Here is a 22,118-nt window from a genome sequence, read left to right as displayed (position 1 = left end):
GAAAGGATAAGAATGGATAAAAAGGATGTAATTAAAATAACGTTGGAACTGATAAAAGAGAAGAAACTGGAGAAAGCTTCGATAGGAGAAATAGTAAAGAGGCTGGAATTAAGTCCTGGAAATCTGTATTATCATTTTAAAAATAAAAGTGATATATATAAAGAGGCAGCAGATTATTCGGCTGAAGAAATAATAAAAAATTTAAATAAAGTAAGGAAAAAAGAGAACAAAAGGGACTATTTATACAATCTGACGAAATCACTGATAAAATTTTTAGAGGAACGCGAAGAGATACTTTGCTTTTTATTAAGTATGAAAGGAACATGTTTTTTGGATAAAGAGCTGGAATCTCAGGATATTCTGATTAAGTTTAAGAAATTATTGTTAGAAGAGAAAGATAGTTTGGAAGAGGAAAATAAAATATTATTAAAGTTAAGTATGTTTATGGGCTCAATATACGAAGTATTGTATATAAATAAATTAGTAAAAAAGAAGAATTTAAATGAAGAAGAAATACAAGAAATTTCAGAATCTTTTTGGGGAAATAATATGGATCGGACTCAAATTTTAGGACAACGATTGTGAAGAAAAGTGAAGTTGTGATAAACTAAAAATTGGGAGTGGCAGGAATGGAAAAACTTAGGAAAAAGGTATGCAGAAGAATTTAAGAAAATGATAGTAGAACTGTATATTCAAGAGAAGACGAAAAAGTATCTATCCCAGGAGTATGGAGTAAGTTCAAATACAATAAGAGAATGGTTAAAACGAGAGAAAAAAGAAATAAAAGAGAAGTATAAAGATGAAACAAGTTATTTAGAAACTGTGATAAAATCACTTTATATTAACCTACTACGCATGGAAAAAGTAACTACAGTACGTTTTTATAAGTTTTAATTGAATTAAAAATACAATAAGTTTGAAGGAGGAAGATTTTACATTGGAAGATAAACAAACACTAAGAAGGAAGGGATACGTCTCAGTTGAAAAACAAAAAACAACAGGGAGATTTTGGTATAAAACTAAAACTTTTACATTAAGATTAATAGGAATAATTTTATTATTTTTTATTCCTATCGGAACAATTATAGGAATAATATTAATTTTAATAACATTGAAAAAAGATAAAACTAAATTAAAATACAAAATTATTTCAGTCTGTCCTGTATGTAATGGAGAGTTATACTTAAGTTCAGATCAAAATCATGGAATAGTTGATCAACAATGTGATGAATGTCGAACAGAATTAAAAATAAACATAGATAATGGTACAATTTCGGAAAAATATAAAGGGAAAATAAATCTACATCAAAAAGAGAAAATGAATTATGAAGTAAATAAAGATGTAGACTTGAAAGATCTGAGAACTTTAACAGATGATTATCATGATGATGAAGAAAAAAGAAAGAAGCTAGAACAATTAGAAAGAGAAGAAATACTATTTCAAAGAAAAAAAGAAATGGCAGAGATTAAATCAAAAACACCTAAATAATTTTAAAATAAAAAGAGGCTGTATCAAAAAAGATATAGTCATAAAAAAATGTGTGCTATTAGAACAACGAAACGGAATTATACGGTATGAGAAATGAATAAAAACAAGAAAGGCTGATTTAACAGGGTTTCTTGTTTTTTCATATTTTTACAGCTGGAATTTACCTTGAATAATGAAACGAAATTATACGTGTATTTGTCAATTTAAAAGTGTACCAATTATTTTTTAAGTAACTTTTTAGTTTCTTTAATTCTATAACTTTCTCCTGAAAGATTATGAATATGAGCTTTATGAGCAAGCCTGTCTACCACTGCTCCTGTCAATACAGGATCTTTAAATATTTCATCTCACCTTTCAAATACTAAATTGGTTGTTATTACTATTGAACCATTTTCATTTTTATCCGATAGTAAATTAAAAAGTATTTTACTCCCTTCTTTATCAAATGATATATAGTCCAGTTTATCCAATATTACCAAATCGTATTTATTAGGGGTAGTACCAGTATTGGTGTTACTAGATGTAAGCTGTAAAAATATACTAGTATTTATAATACTTCTAAGCATATTTTTTCATTTTGGAATGGCAACAAAAATTTAGACAGTTTTTTTTTTAGTATTTGGATATTTATAGAAATTGGTTAAAAATATAAATTAAAATGAGTGCTACTTCAATGCTGAAGTAGTTTTTTATTTATAAGTTTGAATAAAAAGGAAAATTGTGTTAAGTTATGTAATATAAAACTAGGAGGATGATATGGCTAATTCTAGGGATAAATATAGTGATAAAGATATATTGAATCAATTGAAGGATCATTGTAAAAGAAATGGAAAGATAACAAAGAAAAGAGAAAAAAAATATACAATAGCAGAATTAATAGGTAAGTATAGAAGATTGAGAAAAAAAGAAAAATATAAAAATAGTGAAATAACAATGGAAGATTTTTGTAGAGAAACATTTATAAATTCAAAATTAATAATAGATATTTTTGAAACTTGGGAAGATTTTTGTGAAATGTCAACCATTATACATTGGCAGAAAATAACGATATATAATACTTGAAAACAGGGTATAAACAATTGAATTAAAACAGGTTTATAAATGTTTATTAAAAAGTGGAGTAAATTATAACATGAAAGATAGTTTCGGGAAAACATGTATTGATTATATGAAAAAATTATCATGGAGAAATGATGCTTTGAAAATTATAAAGGAGTTTGAAGATGGAAATAAAAAATGAAAATTATGGTGGTTTTATTGTTTCTAAAAATATAATTTATGGGAAATCTATTAGATATTCTTTTAGGGAAAAAAGTTCTATTCCTCAATTAAATGGTTGGAATTTCTATGCAATTGATGAAGACGAAGAATATATAAGTAACAGTGACAATTTTATAATTTTAAGTGCAAAATCAATGTATGATATTAATCCAATAATTTTAGCACTTTTTCATGCTCCCTATGGAACAGATTTATGTTGGTTGTATGAAAATGATATTCATGTTGGTTTTTATGACCTTAAACTTGAAAGGGAATTTTCTATTTCTGAAATATTAAATCGAATAAATAAAAAAAGATAGCATCATTAATTTGATGTTTTCTTTTTCCTTTGAGTTGTTTAAAATTAAGAGAGGAAGGACAAGGTTTCTCTCGTGTGAAAAATGCTCTAGGGAACTTTAAAGTTCTTAAATAGAGTCCTTTAAACTGATTTTTACTAAAAATTAAGGGTGATCCCTTTTACCTCCCCCTCTATTTTTAAAAGCGGGATTTAAGGTATGTCTTTCATAGAAAAAGAAAAATATAGTTATTTCGCCTAATTAAAAAAATTGACAATTGTATATAATATGTGATATTAATACTTTGTTACTAAATTTTTTATAATATGAGGAGGGAACATGAAAAAGATATTGCTTATTATTGGTTTAATAGGTTCATTATCATTTGCGGGACAGAATGTAATTGAAATAAGAGGAGGATATGATTTGTCAAGTACTACGAGTTTTGATAAAGATATTTATTCTGAATATGACTTGGACAAATTTGTAGAAAATGGGTTTCATTTTGGTGTTGAATACAGAAGGGAAATACTAACTAACTTTCAAATAGGTGCAGGATTAGAGTATAGAAAAAGTGATATGGATCAGCCAGGAAACAGAAGAGTATATTCTGAAAATATTGATTACAGTTATGATTCAGATAGTTTAAACAGCATTCCTGTATATATTACAGCAAGATACAATTTCAGAAATTTTACATCTATAACACCATATGTGAAAGCTAACTTAGGATACTCAATAAATTCAGGGGATACAAATGTTAAATTAAATAATATGTATTCAGGAAAATTGGTAGAAGAATATAATTCAAAAATGAAAGATAAAATATATTATGGAATAGGTGTAGGAATAGAGTATAAGAATTTTTTAGTAGATCTTACTTATGATATTACACAATCAGAAGCAGAAGAAAAAATATATAATTATGAGGATAAAGAAGGTTTTAACAATGACTATGATTTTGATATAAAAAAGCTGACTTTATCATTTGGTTATCAGTTTAATTTTTAAGACCCTTTATAATAACATATAGTTAACATGTAATTTAGATAGTTCCTATAAAACGGACTATCTTTTTTATTATAAAAAGATTAGATACAGATTCTCAAAAAAGTAAAAATAAATTGACAATAAGAGATATTTTAATGTATAATGAGTAAACTAAGGTAAATCAAAGTTTAAAAAAAGAAATATATAAAATATAAAAAGCAACAAATAAAAGAAATATTAATGGTACATAGTTAAATAAACTAATTACAATTACTGGATATCTCATTTATTTTTTGCTTTATTTTTTTAAGGAGAGAAATGAATAAAAGTATAATATTAGCATTTTTTTTATTAGGAAGCATTGTATTTTCAGCAGGAGTGGGAGATATAATAGAAAGAAATAATGCTGCGATAGAAAATGAAAGAAGACAGCAGGAATTAGAGAGAAGACAAAGGGAGTTAGAACGTGAAAATTTTGGAAAAGAACCTCAAATAATAGATGGTACTGATGAGGTCGATACAAGTGTAAGGTTCTTTATCAGAAAGATAGAAGTGCAGGATGAATATAATCTTCTGAATAAAGCTGAGATAAAAGCCGTAACGAAGAAATATCTGAACAGAAAGCTGAGCTCCAAGGATATAAACAAACTTATGACAGATCTTAATAATAAATATATAGAAAAGGGATATATAACAACAAGGGTAAGGCTTGACGAAACACAAAACCTAAGTGAGGGAACGATAAGACTGATAACTCTGCCCGGAACAGTAGAGGGAGCGAGCCTGAATGAAAATACCTTCTCTGACAGGATGAAGGTATTTATGTCAGTTCCAAAGAATAAGAAGAGAATATTAAGATTACAGGATACAGAACAGGCAACAGATCAGTTTAACAGGGTATCAAGTAATAATGTAGAGATAAAAATAGCACCAGGACAGGAAGCAGGAGGCTCTATACTACAGATAGAAAACCAGCAGAGCAGGACATTCAGTGCAAATATCTCATATAATAACTATGGAGATGAATCAACAGGAAGAGACAGAGCAAAGATAGATATTACGAAGGATAATCTTTTGGGAATAAATGACAGTTTTTATGCTTCATATCAGAGAGGGAGGAATAAGAGACCCTTGAGAAATGATTATACAGGCTCGTCATCAATACCGCCGGGAACGATAATCAAGGATAAGGATGATCTTCTTCCAGCAGATACAGAAGCGGAACCGGAAAAGTTCAATGAGGACTGGTCATTGAACTATTCATTTCCGTTCAGATACTGGACATTCAGTACAGGCTACAGTCATTCCTACTATATAAGCAGCAGTGAAGGATATAACGGACTGTATGATACAAGCGGGAGATCAACCCAGTTTAATCTGAATGCAGACAGAGTGGTATACAGAAATAAAATGAGTAAGATAAGTATAAACGGAGGACTAAAGCTAAAGACAAACCAGAATTACTTTGAAGATGTCCAGCTTGTAGACAGGAGACTGACAATAGGAAGTCTTGGAATAAATTACAGCAGAGGCTTCTTTGGAGGAATACTGGGATTTGATGTTTCATATGACAGAGGACTGCCGTGGTTCAGATCAGCAGATGATCATGAAAAAGAAATCGATGATCCAAAGGGAAGATTTGACAAGTATGGAGTTAATATAAACTGGTATAAGCCGATGACAATAGGAAAGCAAAGATTTACATATAGACTGGTAGGAGTAGGACAATATACACAGGATGTGCTTTATGGAAGTGAAAAGATAAGTATGGGAGATGAATATACAATAAGAGGATATAAAGGAGATTCCATATCAGGAGATAAAGGATATTATGTAAAAAATGAGCTGTCATATAACTTAAATATATCCAAGATAGGAAGTATATCGCCGTATATAGGCTATGATTTTGGAGAGAGCTGGAATAATGAGGTGCATGATATATACAGATATGGATATATGAGGGGATTTGCAGTAGGAGTAAAGTATTACGGGGAAATATTTAATTTTGATATAGCATATACGAAGCCTGATAAGGCATCAGGATATGTAAGCAAGCCTGAAGATGAGGTATATGTGACATTTGGAATAAAATTTTAAAAAAATAATAGATAAATGGGAGGAAAAATGAAGAAAGGGAAAAGATATAACATTGTAAAAAGGAATATAGCGCTAAGTATATTATTGGGTATGTTTTTGAATAGCATGAGTTTTGCAAATTCATTAATAAAAACAAGAGATGGCTCAACAGCAAGAGTAATAACAGCACCGAATGGAACCCCAATGATTGAACTGGCGAATCCGGGAAATTCAGGTGTGTCAGTAAATGATTTTGACAGACTAAGTGTAGATGAGAAAAACCTGATATTAAATAATATCTCATCCAAAGAAGGAATTGGATATAGAAGTGAACTTGGAGGAATAATAGCTCCAAATGAAAATTACACAGGAAATCCTGCAAGAGCAATTTTGTTAAGAGTACATAAAGATCCGTCAGTAATAAACGGTTTTATAGAAGCAGCAAGTACGGGAAAAGTAGATATGTTTCTAAGTAATCCCAATGGAATATACTTAAATGGCGGTTTGGTAGGGAGATTTGGAAATGTAACCTTCACAACAGGTCATGTAAGTGATGATTTAATGACAGTTATGGTAAGGGATGGTAGGATAGAGATAGGTGCTGGTTTCAATGGAAATGCAGCAGAAAATTTAAGTCTGCTAGCAAGAAGTATTCAGGTAAATGGACAATTGAATGGAAATGATTTAACATTAATAGGTGGACAGTATGATTATAACACAGGAACAAAAGAAACAGTAAAACAGGGGGATAATCCAGGAGAGGTATTAGTATCAGCCTCAGTAGTAGGAAGTATTTATGGTCGTAACATTTACTTAAAGGCTGTAGGTGGGGATTTAGCGGTAAAAGGATCATTGGTAAGTGAAAAAGTTTTGAAATTGAATGCTGACGGTACAGTTGTGACTGAGAGAAGCCAAGGCTTAGAGGAAGTCGAGGTAAAGGCAAAAGAATTTATTCAGGAAGGTTCAACATATACTGAGGGAAAATTAACAATAGAAGCAAATAATACAATATTAAAAGGAACAGGAACACAAGCACAGGAAATAGAAATAAGTGGAAATTTAAATAATGAGAGTAATCTTTATTCAAAGAGCAATGTGACTGTAGGCGGAGATACTAAAAATAAAGGACAGCTAATATCAGAAGGAAGCTTAGAAATAAAAGGTAATCTAGAATCAGATTCATTAGTATACGGAAAGAATTCTGTAAAAGTAGGGAAAGACTTAACTAATAAATCGGATTTACAAAGCGAGAACGGGATTGCTGTAGAGGGTAATGTAATAAATACCGGAAAAGTTATATCTGATAAGGATTTAACTATAAAAGGAAATGTAAATAATGCGGGAACACTTTATGGAAAAGACAGAGTTACAATAGATAAAAATCTAACAAATGCAGGAAGTGTTCAAACAACAGGAGATTTAACAGCTAAAGATACTGTCAATACAGGGAAGTTAACTGCAGAAGGTAATGTCAATGTAGAGGATTTAGATAATAATGGGGAAATAATAACAAATAAAAAACTTGTTACAAAAAACCTTGAAAATAAAAGTACAGGAAAGATAACAACAGGAGAAGGAATAGATACAGCAGGAAATGCAGTGAACCATGGACAAATAAATACAAATGGTAATTTTGTGATATCTTCTAATCTTGAAAACTACAATATAATTAATGTAGGAGGATTAGTAAATACAAAAGACTTAGCAAATACAGGAGTATTAAAAGTATCAGATAAAATAGTGTCAAAAGGCTTTAGTTTTAGTAACACTGGAGAAATAGTAACAGTAAATTTAGATGTGGATAGTACAAATATCATAAATACAAATAAGATAACAGTAGTAGAGACATCAAAATTAAAAGGAAGCAGCAATATAAATAATCAAGGAACAATAGCTTCAAAAAATATAGAGATAACAACACCAGTATTAACAAATAGCGGTCAGATATTAGCAGAAGAAGTGATAACAGCTAATAATACAAGTTTAACAAATACAGGAAAGCTGGCATCAAATGGCAGTATAAACTTAAATAATACATCAATAGTAAATAGAAGTTCAATAGAATCAACAACAATAAATTTACAAAATATATTTTCTTATGATAATAATACTGGGATAATAAGAGGAAATAACATAACATTAACATCTTCAGGGAATTTACTTCTTGAAGGTAAAATACAGGGAATAAATAACTTGTTAATATCAGGATTTGATATAACAAACAATGGAAATACAATAAGCTCAGGGTTATTAAGATTATCTGGAAGAGATATAACGAATAACTTAACAATATCAGCAGGTAATGTGGAATTACTGGCAACAGGAAATATACTGAATAATTCCATGATGGAAGGAGAAAGTGGAAAGTTATCAGGAAATAATATAACAAACAAGGATTTGATAATATTTCTTGATAAACTTGATATAGAAGGAACAAAGCTTGTAAATAAAGATGCGTCAGTATATAGTGATAATGAGCTGAATATTGTGGCAGGAGATGTGGATAATACTGGTGGAGAAATAGTAGGACAGAGTACACTGAATATAACAGGCTTTAATTTACTTGATAATACGAAGGGAATAATAGACAGCAGAGGAAATATACTGTTAAGCGGGAATAAGCTTTTAAACAGCGGAGAAGTATCGGGACAATATAGATTATACTGGATAACTTGGGACGGACAGTATATTTATGATGATGTATGGAGAGAGCTTGATGATGCATATGCCCAGACAGGAAACAGTAGTTTGATAACAGGACTGGATGATTGGAAAATAGGGATAGCAAAGTCTAATATAAATGGTGGAATAAACAGGGAAAAAGAATTTACAAAAATAAAAGATTCAACAGATTATGATTTATATTATGGATATATGTCAGGAAACCTTACAGCTTCAAATGCAACATATGAAACACAGGTATTAAAAGGTTATGTAGATACAAGCAGACTTGTGACAGAAGGCGGAAGAATATTATCAGGAGGAAATCTGACACTTGATGTAAAAGAAATAGAAAATAGAAATTCAAAAATAAGTTCAGGCGGGACATTAAGAATAACAAATAAAGTAGAAAAAATAGAGAATGTAACAGATGTAGCGACAATAAAAGTATATGACGGAACTGAAAGATTATCATTATGGCAGACAATGTGGACAAACGGAAGTGGAAATACAGTATATGGTGATGCAATAGGAGTAAGAAGAGATCTTGAAAGTACATCAAGAGACTATAACATAGCAGACAGTGCATCAGTAATAGAAGGAAATAATGTAATAATAGAAGGAACACCGACAATAAACAATGGTTATGATTACAGTAAAATAGGAACAGGAATTGTAATAGATCCAAGTACAATAACATCAAAAGATGTAGATGTAGATTTATATTATGATCCTGTAACAGTACATGTAGACAGAACAGCAGTAATAGATATAATAACAACAGGAACAATACCATTTAATCCGGGAGTATTTACAAGTTCACAGAGTAAATTATTTGCAGAAAGTAAAGACCCGACATCCAAGTATTTAATGGAAACAAGATCACAGTACATAGATTTATCAAGATTTTTTGGAAGTGACTATTTCTTAAGTAAAATAGGATACAACGAATCAAAAGACTGGAATATGGCAAGAAGATTAGGGGATGCATATTATGAAACAAAGTATATGAATAATCTTTTATTAGAGACATTAGGTACAAGATTCATAAATGGAAAAGCAGATACAGAGTTAATGAAGGAAATGCTTGATAATGCAGTGGCAACAAGCGGAGATTTACAGCTAACAATAGGAGTAGCTTTAACAGGAGATCAGATAGCAGCATTGAAGAGTGATATAATCTGGTATGTGGAACAGGAAGTAAATGGTGAAAAGGTATTGGTACCACAGGTATATTTAAGTCAGGCAACATTGGAGAATATAAAGAGTCCTACAACAACAATATCAGCACAGGAAACACTTGCAATAAACAGCAGCAGTCTTGTAAATCAGGGAAGATTATCAGGAAATACAGTATATGTAAATACAGATAATCTGATAAATAAGAGTGTAGGAGCATTAACAGCAGAGATAACAGGAACAAATATACAGATAGATGCAAAAAATGATATATTGAATATAGGGGCAGTAATATCAGCGAAAGAAGACTTAATGTTAACAGCAGGGGGAACGATAAGCAATATAACAACTGGTGTAGAAACAGTAGTAAATGACAGATTAAGAGGGGAAGAAAGAAATTATACAGCAGATAGTGTTCAGAATGCAGGAGTAATAAGCTCAGGAAATATAACATATATCAGTGGAGAAAACTATGTATCAAGAGGAGCAGTAACAGAATCAGGTGGAACAACATATATAGAAGCAAAGAAAGATATATCAATAAATACAATAAATCTGAGAGAATCAGAAAGAGAAGGAATAAAGAACGGTTATCAATATACAGAAGTAAATCAGAAATTAGGTTCGGAGGTAACAGGTCTTGACAATGTTATAATGAATGCCGGAAATGATATAAATATAAAGGGAAGTACGGTAGCATCAGACGGAACAGTACAGTTAACAGCAGAAAATAACATAAATATATCAAATGATAAGAATACAATGTATCATGAGGAAAAGGAAGAGAAGAAAGGAACATTTTCAAGTTATTACAGATATGAGACGGATTACAGTGAAAGTGCAGTGGGAAGTACATTAATAGGGAATAATGTAATACTGGATGCAGGGAAAGATGTAAATATAAAAGCATCAAATGTTATAGCAGTAAAAAATGACAATATTCAAAACAGTGGTGGAAATATAATAGTAACAGCGGGAAATGATATAAATATAACAACAGATGACATGAATAATGAATATTCTCTGACAGAAAAGAGAAGTGGATTTAGTTCAAGCTTTTCAACAGGAGGCGGTGGTATATCAGCAGGAGTGAGTTACAGCAGAAGTAGTCTTGAAGTAAACAACACCAGCACCACAGTGGCAGTATCAAGTATAATGTCAGAAGGAAATACAGTATTAGAAGCAGGAAACAGAGTAAGAACAGAAGCAATGCAGGCTGATATTGGAGAAAACCTTGTAATAAGGGGGACAAACGGAGTAGAACTTCTGGATGCCAAAGAAGTATATGAGGAAAAAGTAAAACAGAAGAGTACAACTATAGGAGTGAATGTAAATGTAGGATTTACTCCTGCTCAACTGGCAAGTACAATAAGTGATGTAGCAGATAATGTAAAAGACTATGGATTTGGAAATAGTTCGCAAAGTATAAATACAATAGGAAATGGGATACAGGACTTAAGAAATGTAACCCAATTAGGTGGAAATTTATATGAAGGAATAAGATATGGCAGCCAATATTTAAACGGTCATATGAACATGGGAGTTATGGAAAATGCTAAACAAAATGCATTGAGTAATTTAGTATCAGCAAGTGTAAGTGCGAGTTATAATCAAAGTAGCTATGAATCAAATAAAAACGGAACAAATTCAGTGGCAGGAGTCATTAACGTAGGAAATAACTTTATAATACAATCAGAAGGAGATGTAAAATTAGTAAATCAAAAAGTGACAGTAGGAGATAATTTTATAGTAGATGCTAAGAATTTTGTAGCACTAGCTGGAGAAAATACATATAGTAATAATACAAAATCAAGTTCTAGTGGAATAAATGCAGGTTATGATATAGTTAATAATCATGTAATAGGTGGAGCGAATATCTCTGGTGGAAAATCAAATACAGATTCTAAGTATTATGATAACACAACAATAAATGTAGGAGGAACATTCCAGCTTACAACTAAAGAGGATGCAACTTTTGCTGGAGCTAATGTAACAGCTGATAAAATTAATTTTGATATAGGTAAGGATTTGAATATAATATCTTTGCAGGATGAATATAAATCAAATGGAAGTAGCTATGGCGTAGGTGTAGATGTTTCAGGGAAAATGCCAGGAAGTAATAAGGAAGAAGGATATGCAATACCATCATTAAATGGAAGTTATAGTCAGGATAGTGCAGATTCTAAATGGGTGAATAACCAGACATCAATAATAGCAGAAAATGGTGGAAGCATAAAGGTTGGTGAAACTTTAACTAACGTAGGATCAATAATAGGAAGTTTAAATCCAAATGAAAAATTGAGTATTGATGCAAATAAAGTGGTAGTAGAAAATTTAAAAGACCATGATAATGGAGAAAATTCTGGAATCCAGTTAAGTGGAATAAGTAAAGATACCTTAATACCACAAACAGGAATACAATATGGAAGTCATGATAAACAGCAGGATAGTAATGCAACATTTGTAAATACTGAAGTAACAGAAGCAGGAAAAAAACTTGATTTGGATGAACTGGGAATAAATACAGATATAAATAAGGCTCAGGTAATAACAAAAGATGAAGTTGTAGAGCAGATCGATACAGTACTACACACAGATTTAGGGAATCAAAAGGTAAGAGATCAGTTTGTGGAGGATATATTAAAAACAGTATCATTAGTTCCAGAAATAGTGCAGGGGATTCAAGAAGGAACTAAGAATGAAGGAGAGACAATACTAGGTCAAATATCAAATAATATGGGTGAGAGATCAGATGATATAAAGGCTTTTGTTGAAGGAAGAGATAAGAAGCTACAAGAGCAGTTAGATAAGTATAAAAATGAAGATGGGAAAATTGTAATGGATGCAGATGCTCAAAAACTGATTGAAGATAGTTTACGTCAAACCTTAGAAGAATTTGGGAAGGGTGACTATAAAATAGAATTTTTTGAAGGTGATCCTGATCAAATAATGGGAGTAGATGATAAAAATGGTATAGTTTATATTAATGTAAATGGTCATGGAGCAGGTAATGCTGAAGAAATGAGAAAGAATATGCAACATGATGGATCTCATGGGACTTATGTTAATAAAGATGTAGACGAAGATTCAGCAAAGAAAGTAGGACAGATTAATGGAGATAGAACGGAATCAAATTTAATTGCTGATGAGAGTATAAAAGATAAAATTAAAGAAGGAACAGATGCTTATAATAAGGCTGTTGAAAATGGAGATATTAGAAATTTGTTAGATAAGGTTGTTGATGTTAAAAATAGTAAATATTTTGATGCAGCACAATCAACTTTAGATAAAGTTTGCAGTGGAAGAGCAGAATGTCTTGGTGAATTATACGGATTTAAAGAAGAAGATGCAAATAAAAAGAATAATGAAAATAATCTTCTTATTTTTACTGCTGATTTAGCTGAGACAGCTTTAATAGGTGGTTTGACAGCATTTATTCCTGGATCATTTGTAATAGCAGGAAAAACTATAACAGTATCGAAAGTAATATCATCAGGTGGATCTGTAGCAAAAATTATTTATGATGCCAAAGATATTATAATGGATGATAACACTAGAAAGGAACTCTATAAATTGACAGTAGCTAAGATTGAACTGGAAAGAAGTCGTGTAGCAGCAGATATTTACTCTAAAGAGTATCATGAATTTTATGAGTTATTTTCAAGTAATGGAACACTTTATTTTTCTGAAAGACAAATGAAAGCATACAATGCAGGAAGAAAAATTTTTGGAAAATCTGTATTAAGTGAAAAAGAGATAAAAGATAGGATATGGAGATTGAATAATTATATGAGCTCTGGAAATCCGGATTATTATCTTGAGCCGAGGAGCTTAGAAAGGAAAGTCAAATAAATGAAAACGACTAAAATCAAAATTATTTTTAATAAAGTATCGAAGCTAGTAAATAATTTATATTTTTATTTATTTATTCAATTTATTGCGTTTTTACCAATAATAATGAATATAAGAGTTAGATTCATTGGAAATATCGTATACAAAAGTATTAAATATATATATTTGATACCATATATATTTATATATGCATTTTATCTATTATTTTGTATGTTTGAAATGTTGTTTCTAAGAAAATTAAATAATATCATCTATTTTATATTTTACTCCATTTCGTTCATTATAATTTTTTATTTTATTATAAAAAATTATAATATTATATTTTAGTTTTTACAGATCAAATCTTCAACAGAGATTCGATTATTTAAAATGAGTAACTGAAGATAGGTGAGGATAATGTCATTTTGATGTTATCCTTATCTTTTTCCTCAGCTTCGTTTTAAGCCCTTCAAGTTTCAAAGATAGGGAAAGAGATAGTCTTTTACATAAAAAACACTCTACGGGCTCAGGATGACCTCAGAAAGAGTCTGGCGATTAGATTCAGGAAATAAATTGAGTGAGATTATCCAGGATAAATTGAAATAAAAATTCAACACTTTATTATCGGACGTTATAGCTTAAGAACATTAAAAATTTAATACCTAGGATGGAGTTAATGTATATCCTTACTCATAAATGGGGTCTCACCCACATTATAATAAGACTTTACAACCACAAGCTTATAATGAATTAAAAAAGCTAGGGATAGGTCATGGATATAAGAAACCATACTAATATTGATTAAGGAGAGTTATGGAATTTAAAAGAAATTATGGTATTGAAGAATTACCTATTATTCTATTATGTTTATTTTTTTCTCTAAAATTAGAATATTATCTTCTAATTATACTAATTATTTTATTTTTAATTGTAGAATTTACTTATTTTGAAATAAAAGAAAGCATAAGATTGGAAAATGAAAATATAATTATAGTGAAGACATTTTTATTTAAAAAAGAAAGATATTATTTCAATTATAAAGATTTTGAAATAAAAAATATAGAATTTTCTAAAACTTCAATAGATAGATTTTTAGGATTTGATTATTATTTTAGTATTAAGTCTGATAACCAAGAAATAAAAATTTTCAGGCTGTTTTTAGGAAATGATGAAATTTTTTTTAATAAAAATAAACAAATGTTTTTTTTAAAAAATTTAGAAGATAAAAAAAAATTAGGAGTTATTAAGGATACCTCCATAATAAAAACAGATATTAATTCTACGATTTGAAATTTGTAACAGATACTAACAAAATAATTGATTTTAAGTTTTATTTTAGCAAGAAATGCTGGAATAATAAGATTAAAGTAGAAAAGGAAATGATGGAAATAGAAGGGGTAGCTCCATTTTTTCCAAAAAAAGTCACCAAATATATAATTTTTTCTAGAAGCAGAACATCTATGTGAAGAGTTAGCAGATAAAAAGATTGAATGAAAAAAGAAATTAAAAGTAATGTTTTAGTAACAACATCATTTTTTAATTTGAAGGTTAATGGGGATAATGTCATTTTGATGTTATCCTTTCCTTTTTTCTCAGAGTCATTTTAAGCTCTTCAAATTTCAGAGACAAGGATCAGATAGTCTTTTTCAGAAAAAACACTCTACGGGCTCAAAATTACCTCAGAGGGAGTCTGGTAATGGATTGCTGAAATATTTTTTTATAAGAGTTGACATTATTTAATTTTTTAAGTATAATTAAGTAATAACATGTTATAACTAAAGAGGTGAGAAAATGTCAAATATAATAAAAATAGGAAACTCTTATGGGACTTTGATATCGAAAAAGATTTTAGATAGTTTGAATATAAAATTAGGAGATGAAATTGATTTTGAAATTAAGGATAATGGAATCTTAATAAAAAAACATGATAAAGCAGCTTTTAGAGAAGAGTTCATAAAAAGTTTCCAGGATAATGGAATAATAAATGATGAAAAAGATTGGGAAGAATGGCAGGGATTTGATGATGAGTTATAAAAAATACGATATTATTTTGGTAAACTACGACCCTTCAGTAGGGACGGAGATAACGAAAACAAGACCAAGTATAGTGATAAGTTCAAATATATATAATAAATTGTCAAATCAGGTAATAGTGGCACCAATCACAAGTGTTATAAGAAAATGGGGGACGAGAATAGATATAGATACTAAAAACACTAAAGGACAGATAGCCTTGGATCAGATGAGAAGTATAAGTTCAACCAGGATAGTGAAAAAATTAGAAAATTTAAAGGATGAAGATACAAAAAAAAGAATAGAAGAAACAGTAGAAATAATTTTTGAATAAATTTAGGAAGAAAAACCGTTTTTGGGATATAAAGATCCAGGGAAATAAGGATTAAACAATGTAATATTACACTGGATTAAAAAACTTGAATTTTCTGAGAGATATGATATAATATATTTGAAAAACAATCATAAAAGTATAAATTGCGAAAAAAGCTGGACTTAGGTTCGGCTTTTTATTATAATTAAATAGGCTTTCGCAAGCCTATACTTTATATGATTGGAGGAATGTTATGACAAGACTCCTTGTAGTAATCATATTATATATGGTTATAACTAAAGTATTGCATTAAGACATTCCTCACCCCTTTGGGGAATATACATATAATATTTAGGAGGTTTTCATGAAAAAATTTTTTTTACTAATTTTCTTTTTATTAATCTTATCTTGTAACAAGAATTCAAGTTATATTGAAACTTTAAAAAAAGTTAAATTTGATAAACCAATTATGCTTACAGATGTAAGTAAAACTGGTTGGTTTTTGAAAAAAGATATCTATTTAGAAGATATTATTTATGATACTATCGCTTTTGCTACTTTTGAAGATTTTGCACATGGAAATGATAAGAAATATGTTGATTTTGAAGGTAATTATAATTCTGAGTATTACATTTCTGATTATTTAAAAATACTCGAAAGTATAAAAAACGAATCCAAATGGAAAATTGATAAAATGACAAATGACAAATGGATGGCAACTATTTCTTATGGTGATTATATCGCTAGAATAATTTTTTACACAGAAGGAAATTTTGTTAGTGTTGATTTAAATGATTTATCAGTTGAATCTTTAAAATCTTTTTACACATACAATTACTATGAAGATTTTTCTGTTGAATATAAAAAACTTGATAGACCATCTTATATTGTTGGATGGTATGTTATTGATGAAGCTAAATATAAAGAAAAGGTAAAAGAAAAAACTAAAAGTGAAACTTCAAAAAACGAAGATGCAAGCTCTGATGAAGAGACTGAAATTAATTTAGAGGAAATTTATAATACTAAAGATACTTCTAAATTATCTAAACTTAATGAAATAGAGTTAAAAATTTTACAAAATTATCCTTTTGCTAAAGATGGGTATGTTTTTGAAACTCCAGAATTAAAAGAATATTTTGAAAATCAGTCTTGGTATGAACCTAGTACAACTTTGAGTAATAATGAAATATCAATAAAAAATAAAGATGATGAGTGGTTTATATATATGAAAAAATATAATAACTTTTAATTTTTTTATAAAGGAGGATTTATGACAGACCGCGATTATATTGAACTAGCTTTAAGAAGAGTTCAGAAGTATAAAAAAGGTACTATATTTAGCTTTGAAAATATTTTTTCCAATGATGAATGGAAGGAATAAAAAAACATGGGCAAGCATCTTTAAAATTTGCAGAACATGCAAGAGAAATTGCAAAACGATTAGATAATTTTGTAGTTTCAAGTCATAAAAATAGTGTTAGATTATATGAAAAATTATAAAAGTTCTTTTTAATAATAAAACTCATGTGAATGTCAAAAAAACTATGCGTACATTTACAATAAAGTATTTTTTCAAAAATAACTATTTATTAATTTAAAATTTTATTGTATGATTTATTACTAAAATATAAGGAAGGATAAGTGGAAAATATGGCAAGAAAAACTTTTATCTCATATAAATACTCCGAAGCTTGTGATTTAAGAGATAAGATATTAGATTCATTGGGTGAAGATGCTAAATATTACAATGGCGAAACAAGTGATTCACCTGACTTAACAGATAAAAAGACAGAAACAATTAAAGAAATTTTAAAGGATATGATATATGGAACTTCGGTATTAATTGTTATATTATCTCCTAAAATAAAAGAAAGTGAATGGATAGATTGGGAATTAGAATATTCTCTTAAAGAAATTAAAAGAGAAGATCGAACATCAAAAAGCAATGGAATTGTTGCAGTTGTGATGAAATATAATAAAAGCTATGATTGGTTTATAACTAATAGCGAAAATTGTCATGGGACTAGTACCCTAAAATATGATGACTCAAAATTATATTCAATAATATCAGAAAACCATTTTAACTCAATTCCACCTAAGTATCATTGCTCAGAATGTAAAACTTATGAAGCTGATTTAGGTTCTTATATAAGCTACATAAAAGAAGATGACTTCTTACTTGACCCCAATAAATATATTGAAAAAGCTTATGAAAAAAGTAATAGATTAAGCGATTTTAAATTAAAAAAACAAAAATAAAATAGTTGAATGAGGAATTTATGGATAGAAAAATATTAAAATTTATTGATAAATATGTAAAAGAAATCAATGAAAGTAATGCCGCTATTTTTTTAGGAGCTGGTTTTTCAGTTGATTCTGGCTGTATTAATTGGAAAGAGTTATTAGAAGATATTGCTGAGGACTTAGGATTAGATATTGAAAAAGAAAGTGATTTAATTTCCTTAGCACAGTATCATAAAAATACACTTGGAAATAGATCACAAATCAATCAACTAATATTAAATTCTTATGGTGGAAAAGATATTAGTGAAAATCATAGAATATTAGCAAGATTACCCATCTCTACATTTTGGACTACTAATTATGATTCCTTAATTGAAGATTCTTTAAAAGAAATTAAAAAAATTCCTGATGTTAAATATACTAATGCCCATTTATCGCAAACAGAACCTAAAAGAGATTCCATTATTTATAAAATGCATGGCGATAGAAATCATTCAAATGACACGATTATTTTAAAAGAAGATTATGAAGAATACCATGTTAAATATGCTCCTTTCATTACGGCATTAAATGGTGATTTGATAACAAAAACTTTTTTATTTATTGGCTTCAGCTTTTCTGATCCAAACTTAAATTATATTTTAAGTCGAATGAAAGTAGACTATGGGAATGATACTCAAAAAACTCATTATGCACTTATGAAAAAAGTAGCCAAAGAACAAAATGAAGATGAGGGAGATTTTATTTATAGAGAAACAAAACAGAAATTATTAATTGACGATTTAAGAAGATACAATATACAAGTTTTAGAAATAGATAGTTATAAAACGATAACTAATATATTAAGAAATATTGAAAAAAAAATAAATCGAAACAATGTTTTCATTTCTGGCAGTGCTGTTGATTATGGTGATTTTAAAGAAGAAAAATCTGTAAATTTTATTGAAAATTTATCCAAACAATTAATAAGAAAAGGTTACAATATTGTTTCTGGATTTGGATTAGGTGTCGGAAGTTATGTCATAAAAGGTGCATTAGAGGAAATCTATTTAAAAAGTAAAACTATTAATGACAATAGGTTATTATTGAGACCATTTCCTCAAGGAATAGAAAATGAAAAAAGTAGGGTTGAATTATGGAAAAAATATAGAAAAGATATGATATCAAGAGTTGGAATATCAATATTTATTTTTGGAAATAAAATAGGAGAAAATACTGAAATAATTGAAGCTTCTGGAGTTCTGGAAGAATTCAAAATAGCCCATGACAATAATAATATTATAATTCCAATAGGATGTACTGGTGGAGCTTCTAAAACTATTTGGAATATAATAAATAATGATTTTGAAAGTTATTTCAAAAACTCTTCTAATAAGTTAAAACAATTATTTCAAAAATTTAATCATAATTATGAAAAAGAAGATGAACTAATCAACGACATTATTAATTTTATTGATATAACTGTTAAAAAATAAGGAGTAAGTATAAATAAATTATAAAAAAAGATAATATTGAAAAAATATACCACAAAAAGGCTTAAAGAAGTGGTATATTTTTTTGTTTAATTGAGTACCAATAGAGTATACTCTAAATGGACGTAACTAAATTAAGGTTATATATGTTCTGTACTAAAATCCTACGGTCAATCAGAAAAAATTTTATTTAAAAGATTTTCCGATTAAAATGAAATAAAAATCAAGGAGTTTAAATGAATTTAAAAATAGAAGATATTATATCATATAAAAAAATATTGGAAACAGATAATCAATTTAGGTGTGAATTTGTTAATCAAATCAAAGATAAATATATGTTTTTTAAAGATAAAATCTATGATGTTTTTTATTTCTGTAATCCTGATATAGAAAAGAAAATGCGGGATTTGAAACAAATAAATGCTGATTTTACTATTAAGGGTGAAGAATTTGAAATTTTTTCAATGTCTAATTGTTATGGAGAGATAGGAAAGATAGGGTTTCTAAGGACAGAAATACTAAAAGATAAAGATGTCTATATTAAATATAGTCATGCAATTAATAATGAATTTCATATAAAAAACAATGAAATTCACTTACAAATAGAACTTCCTGACATACCTTATCCGGAAGAAATATTTTTCAAAAATTTTATACTAATGAGAGAAAATACAACAGATGAGGAATATCAAGTGTGTTTAGAGCTTTTAAAATTAGTTCATAAAGATTGGAATTTTTTATTAGATTGTATAAGCGAAAAGTCTCTTATGCCATTTTATTTAGAAGATAGTATAGAAAATCTATCAAAATATAAAACAAAACAAGATGTACTTGAATATATTTTAGGAAAGGCTTTTCCGTATGATTTAAACAGTTTAAAATTTGATATAGGGTATGAACTTATCCAGGCTGTAATCTTATTTTTAGAAGAAAGGTATATTAGCAAAGTTTATGACTTTTCAAAAAGTATTTATAATAATTATGATATAAAAGAACCCAGAGTTTTCCAATTTAAAGGAATGTTTTTATTAATTGAGTTCTTAAAAAATAATATAAAAATAATAGATGAAGAACTGCCAGAAGATTATTTATCTATGCTGTATTGTTTAAATAAAAAAATGGATTTTAATATAAAAACGGAAAAGGAAATGTATGATGTAACTAGAAAGTACGAAAAAATATGGAGTGAAAATAATGATAAAAAAAACAAGTTATAAAAACTTGTTAAGGAGCATAAAATTGATTTCTATTTGTGACGTTAGTTGAAAAATATTTTTCATTTTTATACCATTGACCGGCTATAACTATAGGATATCCTTTAAAATTACAGAAAGTATTTTTAATATTTAAATAAAGTTCTTCGGTTTGAAATACTATTTTTAATAAAAATGTGTTAATAAGGGAATCATTTAAAGGATATTTAAAGTAAAGTGTTTTATCCTGGTCTCTATAAGAATAAAATTTACATTCAATGAGACGATAACCAAAAATTCCTTTAATGTATATATGATTAGAACGAGTGTCACAAAGTATTTTTCCAACTTGGAAATCGTTATATTTCATAAATATATCTCTACTTTTACACATATAATAAATTTGAGATAGGGTTGAAAGCCTTCGGTTTACATTACGAATATTATTATTGAGATATTCTTCAATAATTTCATTGAATTGAAATAAGTCTTCATTATAGTCGATTTCATTAAAATTATTAGTAGTTATTTTTTTAAAATAGCAATTTTCAATATGAGGAAAATTTTTTAAAGTAGAAAAATATTTATTTACAATATTGGAATTTAAAGCTTTTAGTTTTAGTTTGGCATTACATTCAGGATTTTCACAATAAAACTCTTTATGTTTATCAATGATAGTACAGGAACTTGCCAAAACAATTTTTTTTCTTTCAAAATCTGAATAAGCATAATAAGCCATATAAACACCACCTAAAAATAATATATAAATAGTATAATCTAAAATTAAAATTTTTTCTATAAAAATATAAAAGGAGAAAGAATGTTAGATAAAAAAGATGACAATCTAGAATATGAGATTGCAGACTTTAACAGCCATTATAAGGGGGCTGATTCAGTAGAAACATTTATTATAAATTATAAAACACATATGAATAATGCGACCTTTACAATTATATTATATTTAAAAGAAATAATAAAAAGTTATCCTGATATAAAATCAGAAGAAAAAACAATAATATCTGAAATTATCAGAAAAGAAGAAAAACAGTTAGAGCGGGAAGACAATTTTCTAAATAAAATTTTATGCAAATATTGCTGAAA

Annotated in this window: 17 protein-coding genes and 2 pseudogenes; 17 read left to right on the top strand and 2 right to left on the bottom strand. The window is 28.4% G+C overall.

Going from position 1 to position 22,118, the window contains the following annotated elements; genetic code table 11:
- Positions 1–12 precede the first annotated feature (12 nt).
- From STERM_RS20830 to STERM_RS20820, 3 genes and pseudogenes are all read left to right on the top strand, one after another.
- Complete coding sequence (locus tag STERM_RS20830) at positions 13–585, top strand: TetR/AcrR family transcriptional regulator (protein WP_012863593.1); 573 nt, start codon at positions 13–15, stop codon at positions 583–585.
- Between the two features lie 72 nt (positions 586–657).
- Positions 658–894, top strand: a pseudogene (locus STERM_RS20825) (transposase); the annotation flags it as partial.
- Between the two features lie 43 nt (positions 895–937).
- On the top strand, positions 938–1,489 hold the full coding sequence (locus tag STERM_RS20820) for a hypothetical protein (RefSeq protein ID WP_012863592.1): 552 nt from the start codon (positions 938–940) through the stop codon (positions 1,487–1,489).
- A gap of 218 nt (positions 1,490–1,707) precedes the next feature.
- On the opposite strand, the pseudogene STERM_RS21820 reads toward STERM_RS20820, so the two are convergent.
- A pseudogene (locus STERM_RS21820) lies at positions 1,708–2,055 on the bottom strand (ATP-binding protein).
- 190 nt (positions 2,056–2,245) lie between these two features.
- Here STERM_RS21820 and STERM_RS21485 point away from each other — a divergent pair.
- The 13 genes from STERM_RS21485 (at position 2,246) to STERM_RS20745 (ending at position 21,041) form a co-directional block, all read left to right on the top strand.
- Entirely contained in the window at positions 2,246–2,551 is a 306-nt protein-coding gene (locus STERM_RS21485; protein WP_012863591.1) for a hypothetical protein, read from the top strand.
- A gap of 161 nt (positions 2,552–2,712) precedes the next feature.
- Positions 2,713–3,069: a DUF2185 domain-containing protein gene (locus tag STERM_RS20805; RefSeq protein ID WP_012863590.1), complete on the top strand. Its 357-nt coding sequence runs from the start codon at positions 2,713–2,715 to the stop codon at positions 3,067–3,069.
- 315 nt (positions 3,070–3,384) lie between these two features.
- Positions 3,385–4,056, top strand: a complete 672-nt coding sequence (locus STERM_RS20800) for an outer membrane beta-barrel protein (RefSeq protein WP_012863589.1) — start codon at positions 3,385–3,387, stop codon at positions 4,054–4,056.
- 297 nt (positions 4,057–4,353) lie between these two features.
- Positions 4,354–6,132 (top strand): ShlB/FhaC/HecB family hemolysin secretion/activation protein, encoded by a 1,779-nt coding sequence (locus STERM_RS20795; protein WP_012863588.1) that lies wholly within the window; start codon positions 4,354–4,356, stop codon positions 6,130–6,132.
- Positions 6,133–6,159: 27 nt separating this feature from the next.
- Positions 6,160–13,803, top strand: coding sequence for a hemagglutinin repeat-containing protein (locus STERM_RS20790; RefSeq protein WP_012863587.1), 7,644 nt, complete (start codon positions 6,160–6,162; stop codon positions 13,801–13,803).
- A gap of 792 nt (positions 13,804–14,595) precedes the next feature.
- Complete coding sequence (locus STERM_RS20780; RefSeq protein WP_012863586.1) at positions 14,596–15,072, top strand: hypothetical protein; 477 nt, start codon at positions 14,596–14,598, stop codon at positions 15,070–15,072.
- 501 nt (positions 15,073–15,573) lie between these two features.
- Positions 15,574–15,816, top strand: a complete 243-nt coding sequence (locus STERM_RS20770) for an AbrB/MazE/SpoVT family DNA-binding domain-containing protein (protein WP_012863585.1) — start codon at positions 15,574–15,576, stop codon at positions 15,814–15,816.
- Positions 15,803–16,129: a type II toxin-antitoxin system PemK/MazF family toxin gene (locus STERM_RS20765; RefSeq protein ID WP_244407305.1), complete on the top strand. Its 327-nt coding sequence runs from the start codon at positions 15,803–15,805 to the stop codon at positions 16,127–16,129. The genes STERM_RS20770 and STERM_RS20765 overlap by 14 nt, the downstream gene beginning before the upstream one ends.
- A 343-nt stretch (positions 16,130–16,472) precedes the next feature.
- Positions 16,473–17,357 carry a YARHG domain-containing protein gene (locus STERM_RS20760; protein ID WP_012863583.1) on the top strand — a complete coding sequence of 295 codons (885 nt, stop codon included), beginning with the start codon at positions 16,473–16,475 and terminating at the stop codon, positions 17,355–17,357.
- Between the two features lie 119 nt (positions 17,358–17,476).
- A complete protein-coding gene (locus STERM_RS22755) occupies positions 17,477–17,608 on the top strand; it encodes a hypothetical protein (RefSeq protein ID WP_280109830.1) in 132 nt (43 codons plus the stop codon).
- A 150-nt stretch (positions 17,609–17,758) separates the two neighbouring features.
- The gene (locus tag STERM_RS20755; RefSeq protein WP_012863581.1) at positions 17,759–18,367 is read left to right on the top strand and encodes a TIR domain-containing protein; all 609 of its coding nucleotides are present in this window, start codon (positions 17,759–17,761) and stop codon (positions 18,365–18,367) included.
- Positions 18,368–18,387: 20 nt separating this feature from the next.
- A complete protein-coding gene (locus STERM_RS20750; RefSeq protein ID WP_012863580.1) occupies positions 18,388–19,827 on the top strand; it encodes an SIR2 family protein in 1,440 nt (479 codons plus the stop codon).
- A 233-nt stretch (positions 19,828–20,060) separates the two neighbouring features.
- Complete coding sequence (locus STERM_RS20745) at positions 20,061–21,041, top strand: hypothetical protein (RefSeq protein ID WP_012863579.1); 981 nt, start codon at positions 20,061–20,063, stop codon at positions 21,039–21,041.
- A 7-nt stretch (positions 21,042–21,048) separates the two neighbouring features.
- Here STERM_RS20745 and STERM_RS20740 read toward each other — a convergent pair whose 3' ends face one another.
- Positions 21,049–21,756 (bottom strand): hypothetical protein, encoded by a 708-nt coding sequence (locus STERM_RS20740; RefSeq protein ID WP_012863578.1) that lies wholly within the window; start codon positions 21,754–21,756, stop codon positions 21,049–21,051.
- Between the two features lie 81 nt (positions 21,757–21,837).
- Between STERM_RS20740 and STERM_RS20735 the strand changes: the two genes are divergently transcribed.
- Positions 21,838–22,116: a hypothetical protein gene (locus STERM_RS20735; RefSeq protein ID WP_012863577.1), complete on the top strand. Its 279-nt coding sequence runs from the start codon at positions 21,838–21,840 to the stop codon at positions 22,114–22,116.
- Positions 22,117–22,118: the final 2 nt, after the last annotated feature.

Origin of the sequence: Sebaldella termitidis ATCC 33386 (assembly GCF_000024405.1) — a bacterium.
Taxonomy (GTDB): Bacteria; Fusobacteriota; Fusobacteriia; order Fusobacteriales; family Leptotrichiaceae; genus Sebaldella; species Sebaldella termitidis.
Note: the sequence above shows the minus strand (reverse complement) of the source record. Positions and strands in the feature narration are given on the sequence as shown.

Excerpts from the sequence above, each read along its gene's own strand:
- STERM_RS20830 (WP_012863593.1), top strand. The coding sequence starts at position 13 with ATGGATAAAAAGGATGTAATTAAAATAACGTTGGAACTGATAAAAGAG.
- STERM_RS21485 (WP_012863591.1), top strand. The coding sequence starts at position 2,246 with ATGGCTAATTCTAGGGATAAATATAGTGATAAAGATATATTGAATCAA.
- STERM_RS20805 (WP_012863590.1), top strand. The coding sequence starts at position 2,713 with ATGGAAATAAAAAATGAAAATTATGGTGGTTTTATTGTTTCTAAAAAT.
- STERM_RS20800 (WP_012863589.1), top strand. The coding sequence starts at position 3,385 with ATGAAAAAGATATTGCTTATTATTGGTTTAATAGGTTCATTATCATTT.
- STERM_RS20795 (WP_012863588.1), top strand. The coding sequence starts at position 4,354 with ATGAATAAAAGTATAATATTAGCATTTTTTTTATTAGGAAGCATTGTA.
- STERM_RS20790 (WP_012863587.1), top strand. The coding sequence starts at position 6,160 with ATGAAGAAAGGGAAAAGATATAACATTGTAAAAAGGAATATAGCGCTA.
- STERM_RS20780 (WP_012863586.1), top strand. The coding sequence starts at position 14,596 with ATGGAATTTAAAAGAAATTATGGTATTGAAGAATTACCTATTATTCTA.
- STERM_RS20770 (WP_012863585.1), top strand. The coding sequence starts at position 15,574 with ATGTCAAATATAATAAAAATAGGAAACTCTTATGGGACTTTGATATCG.
- STERM_RS20765 (WP_244407305.1), top strand. The coding sequence starts at position 15,803 with ATGATGAGTTATAAAAAATACGATATTATTTTGGTAAACTACGACCCT.
- STERM_RS20760 (WP_012863583.1), top strand. The coding sequence starts at position 16,473 with ATGAAAAAATTTTTTTTACTAATTTTCTTTTTATTAATCTTATCTTGT.
- STERM_RS22755 (WP_280109830.1), top strand. The coding sequence starts at position 17,477 with ATGGAAGGAATAAAAAAACATGGGCAAGCATCTTTAAAATTTGCAGAA.
- STERM_RS20755 (WP_012863581.1), top strand. The coding sequence starts at position 17,759 with ATGGCAAGAAAAACTTTTATCTCATATAAATACTCCGAAGCTTGTGAT.
- STERM_RS20750 (WP_012863580.1), top strand. The coding sequence starts at position 18,388 with ATGGATAGAAAAATATTAAAATTTATTGATAAATATGTAAAAGAAATC.
- STERM_RS20745 (WP_012863579.1), top strand. The coding sequence starts at position 20,061 with ATGAATTTAAAAATAGAAGATATTATATCATATAAAAAAATATTGGAA.
- STERM_RS20740 (WP_012863578.1), bottom strand. The coding sequence starts at position 21,756 with ATGGCTTATTATGCTTATTCAGATTTTGAAAGAAAAAAAATTGTTTTG.
- STERM_RS20735 (WP_012863577.1), top strand. The coding sequence starts at position 21,838 with ATGTTAGATAAAAAAGATGACAATCTAGAATATGAGATTGCAGACTTT.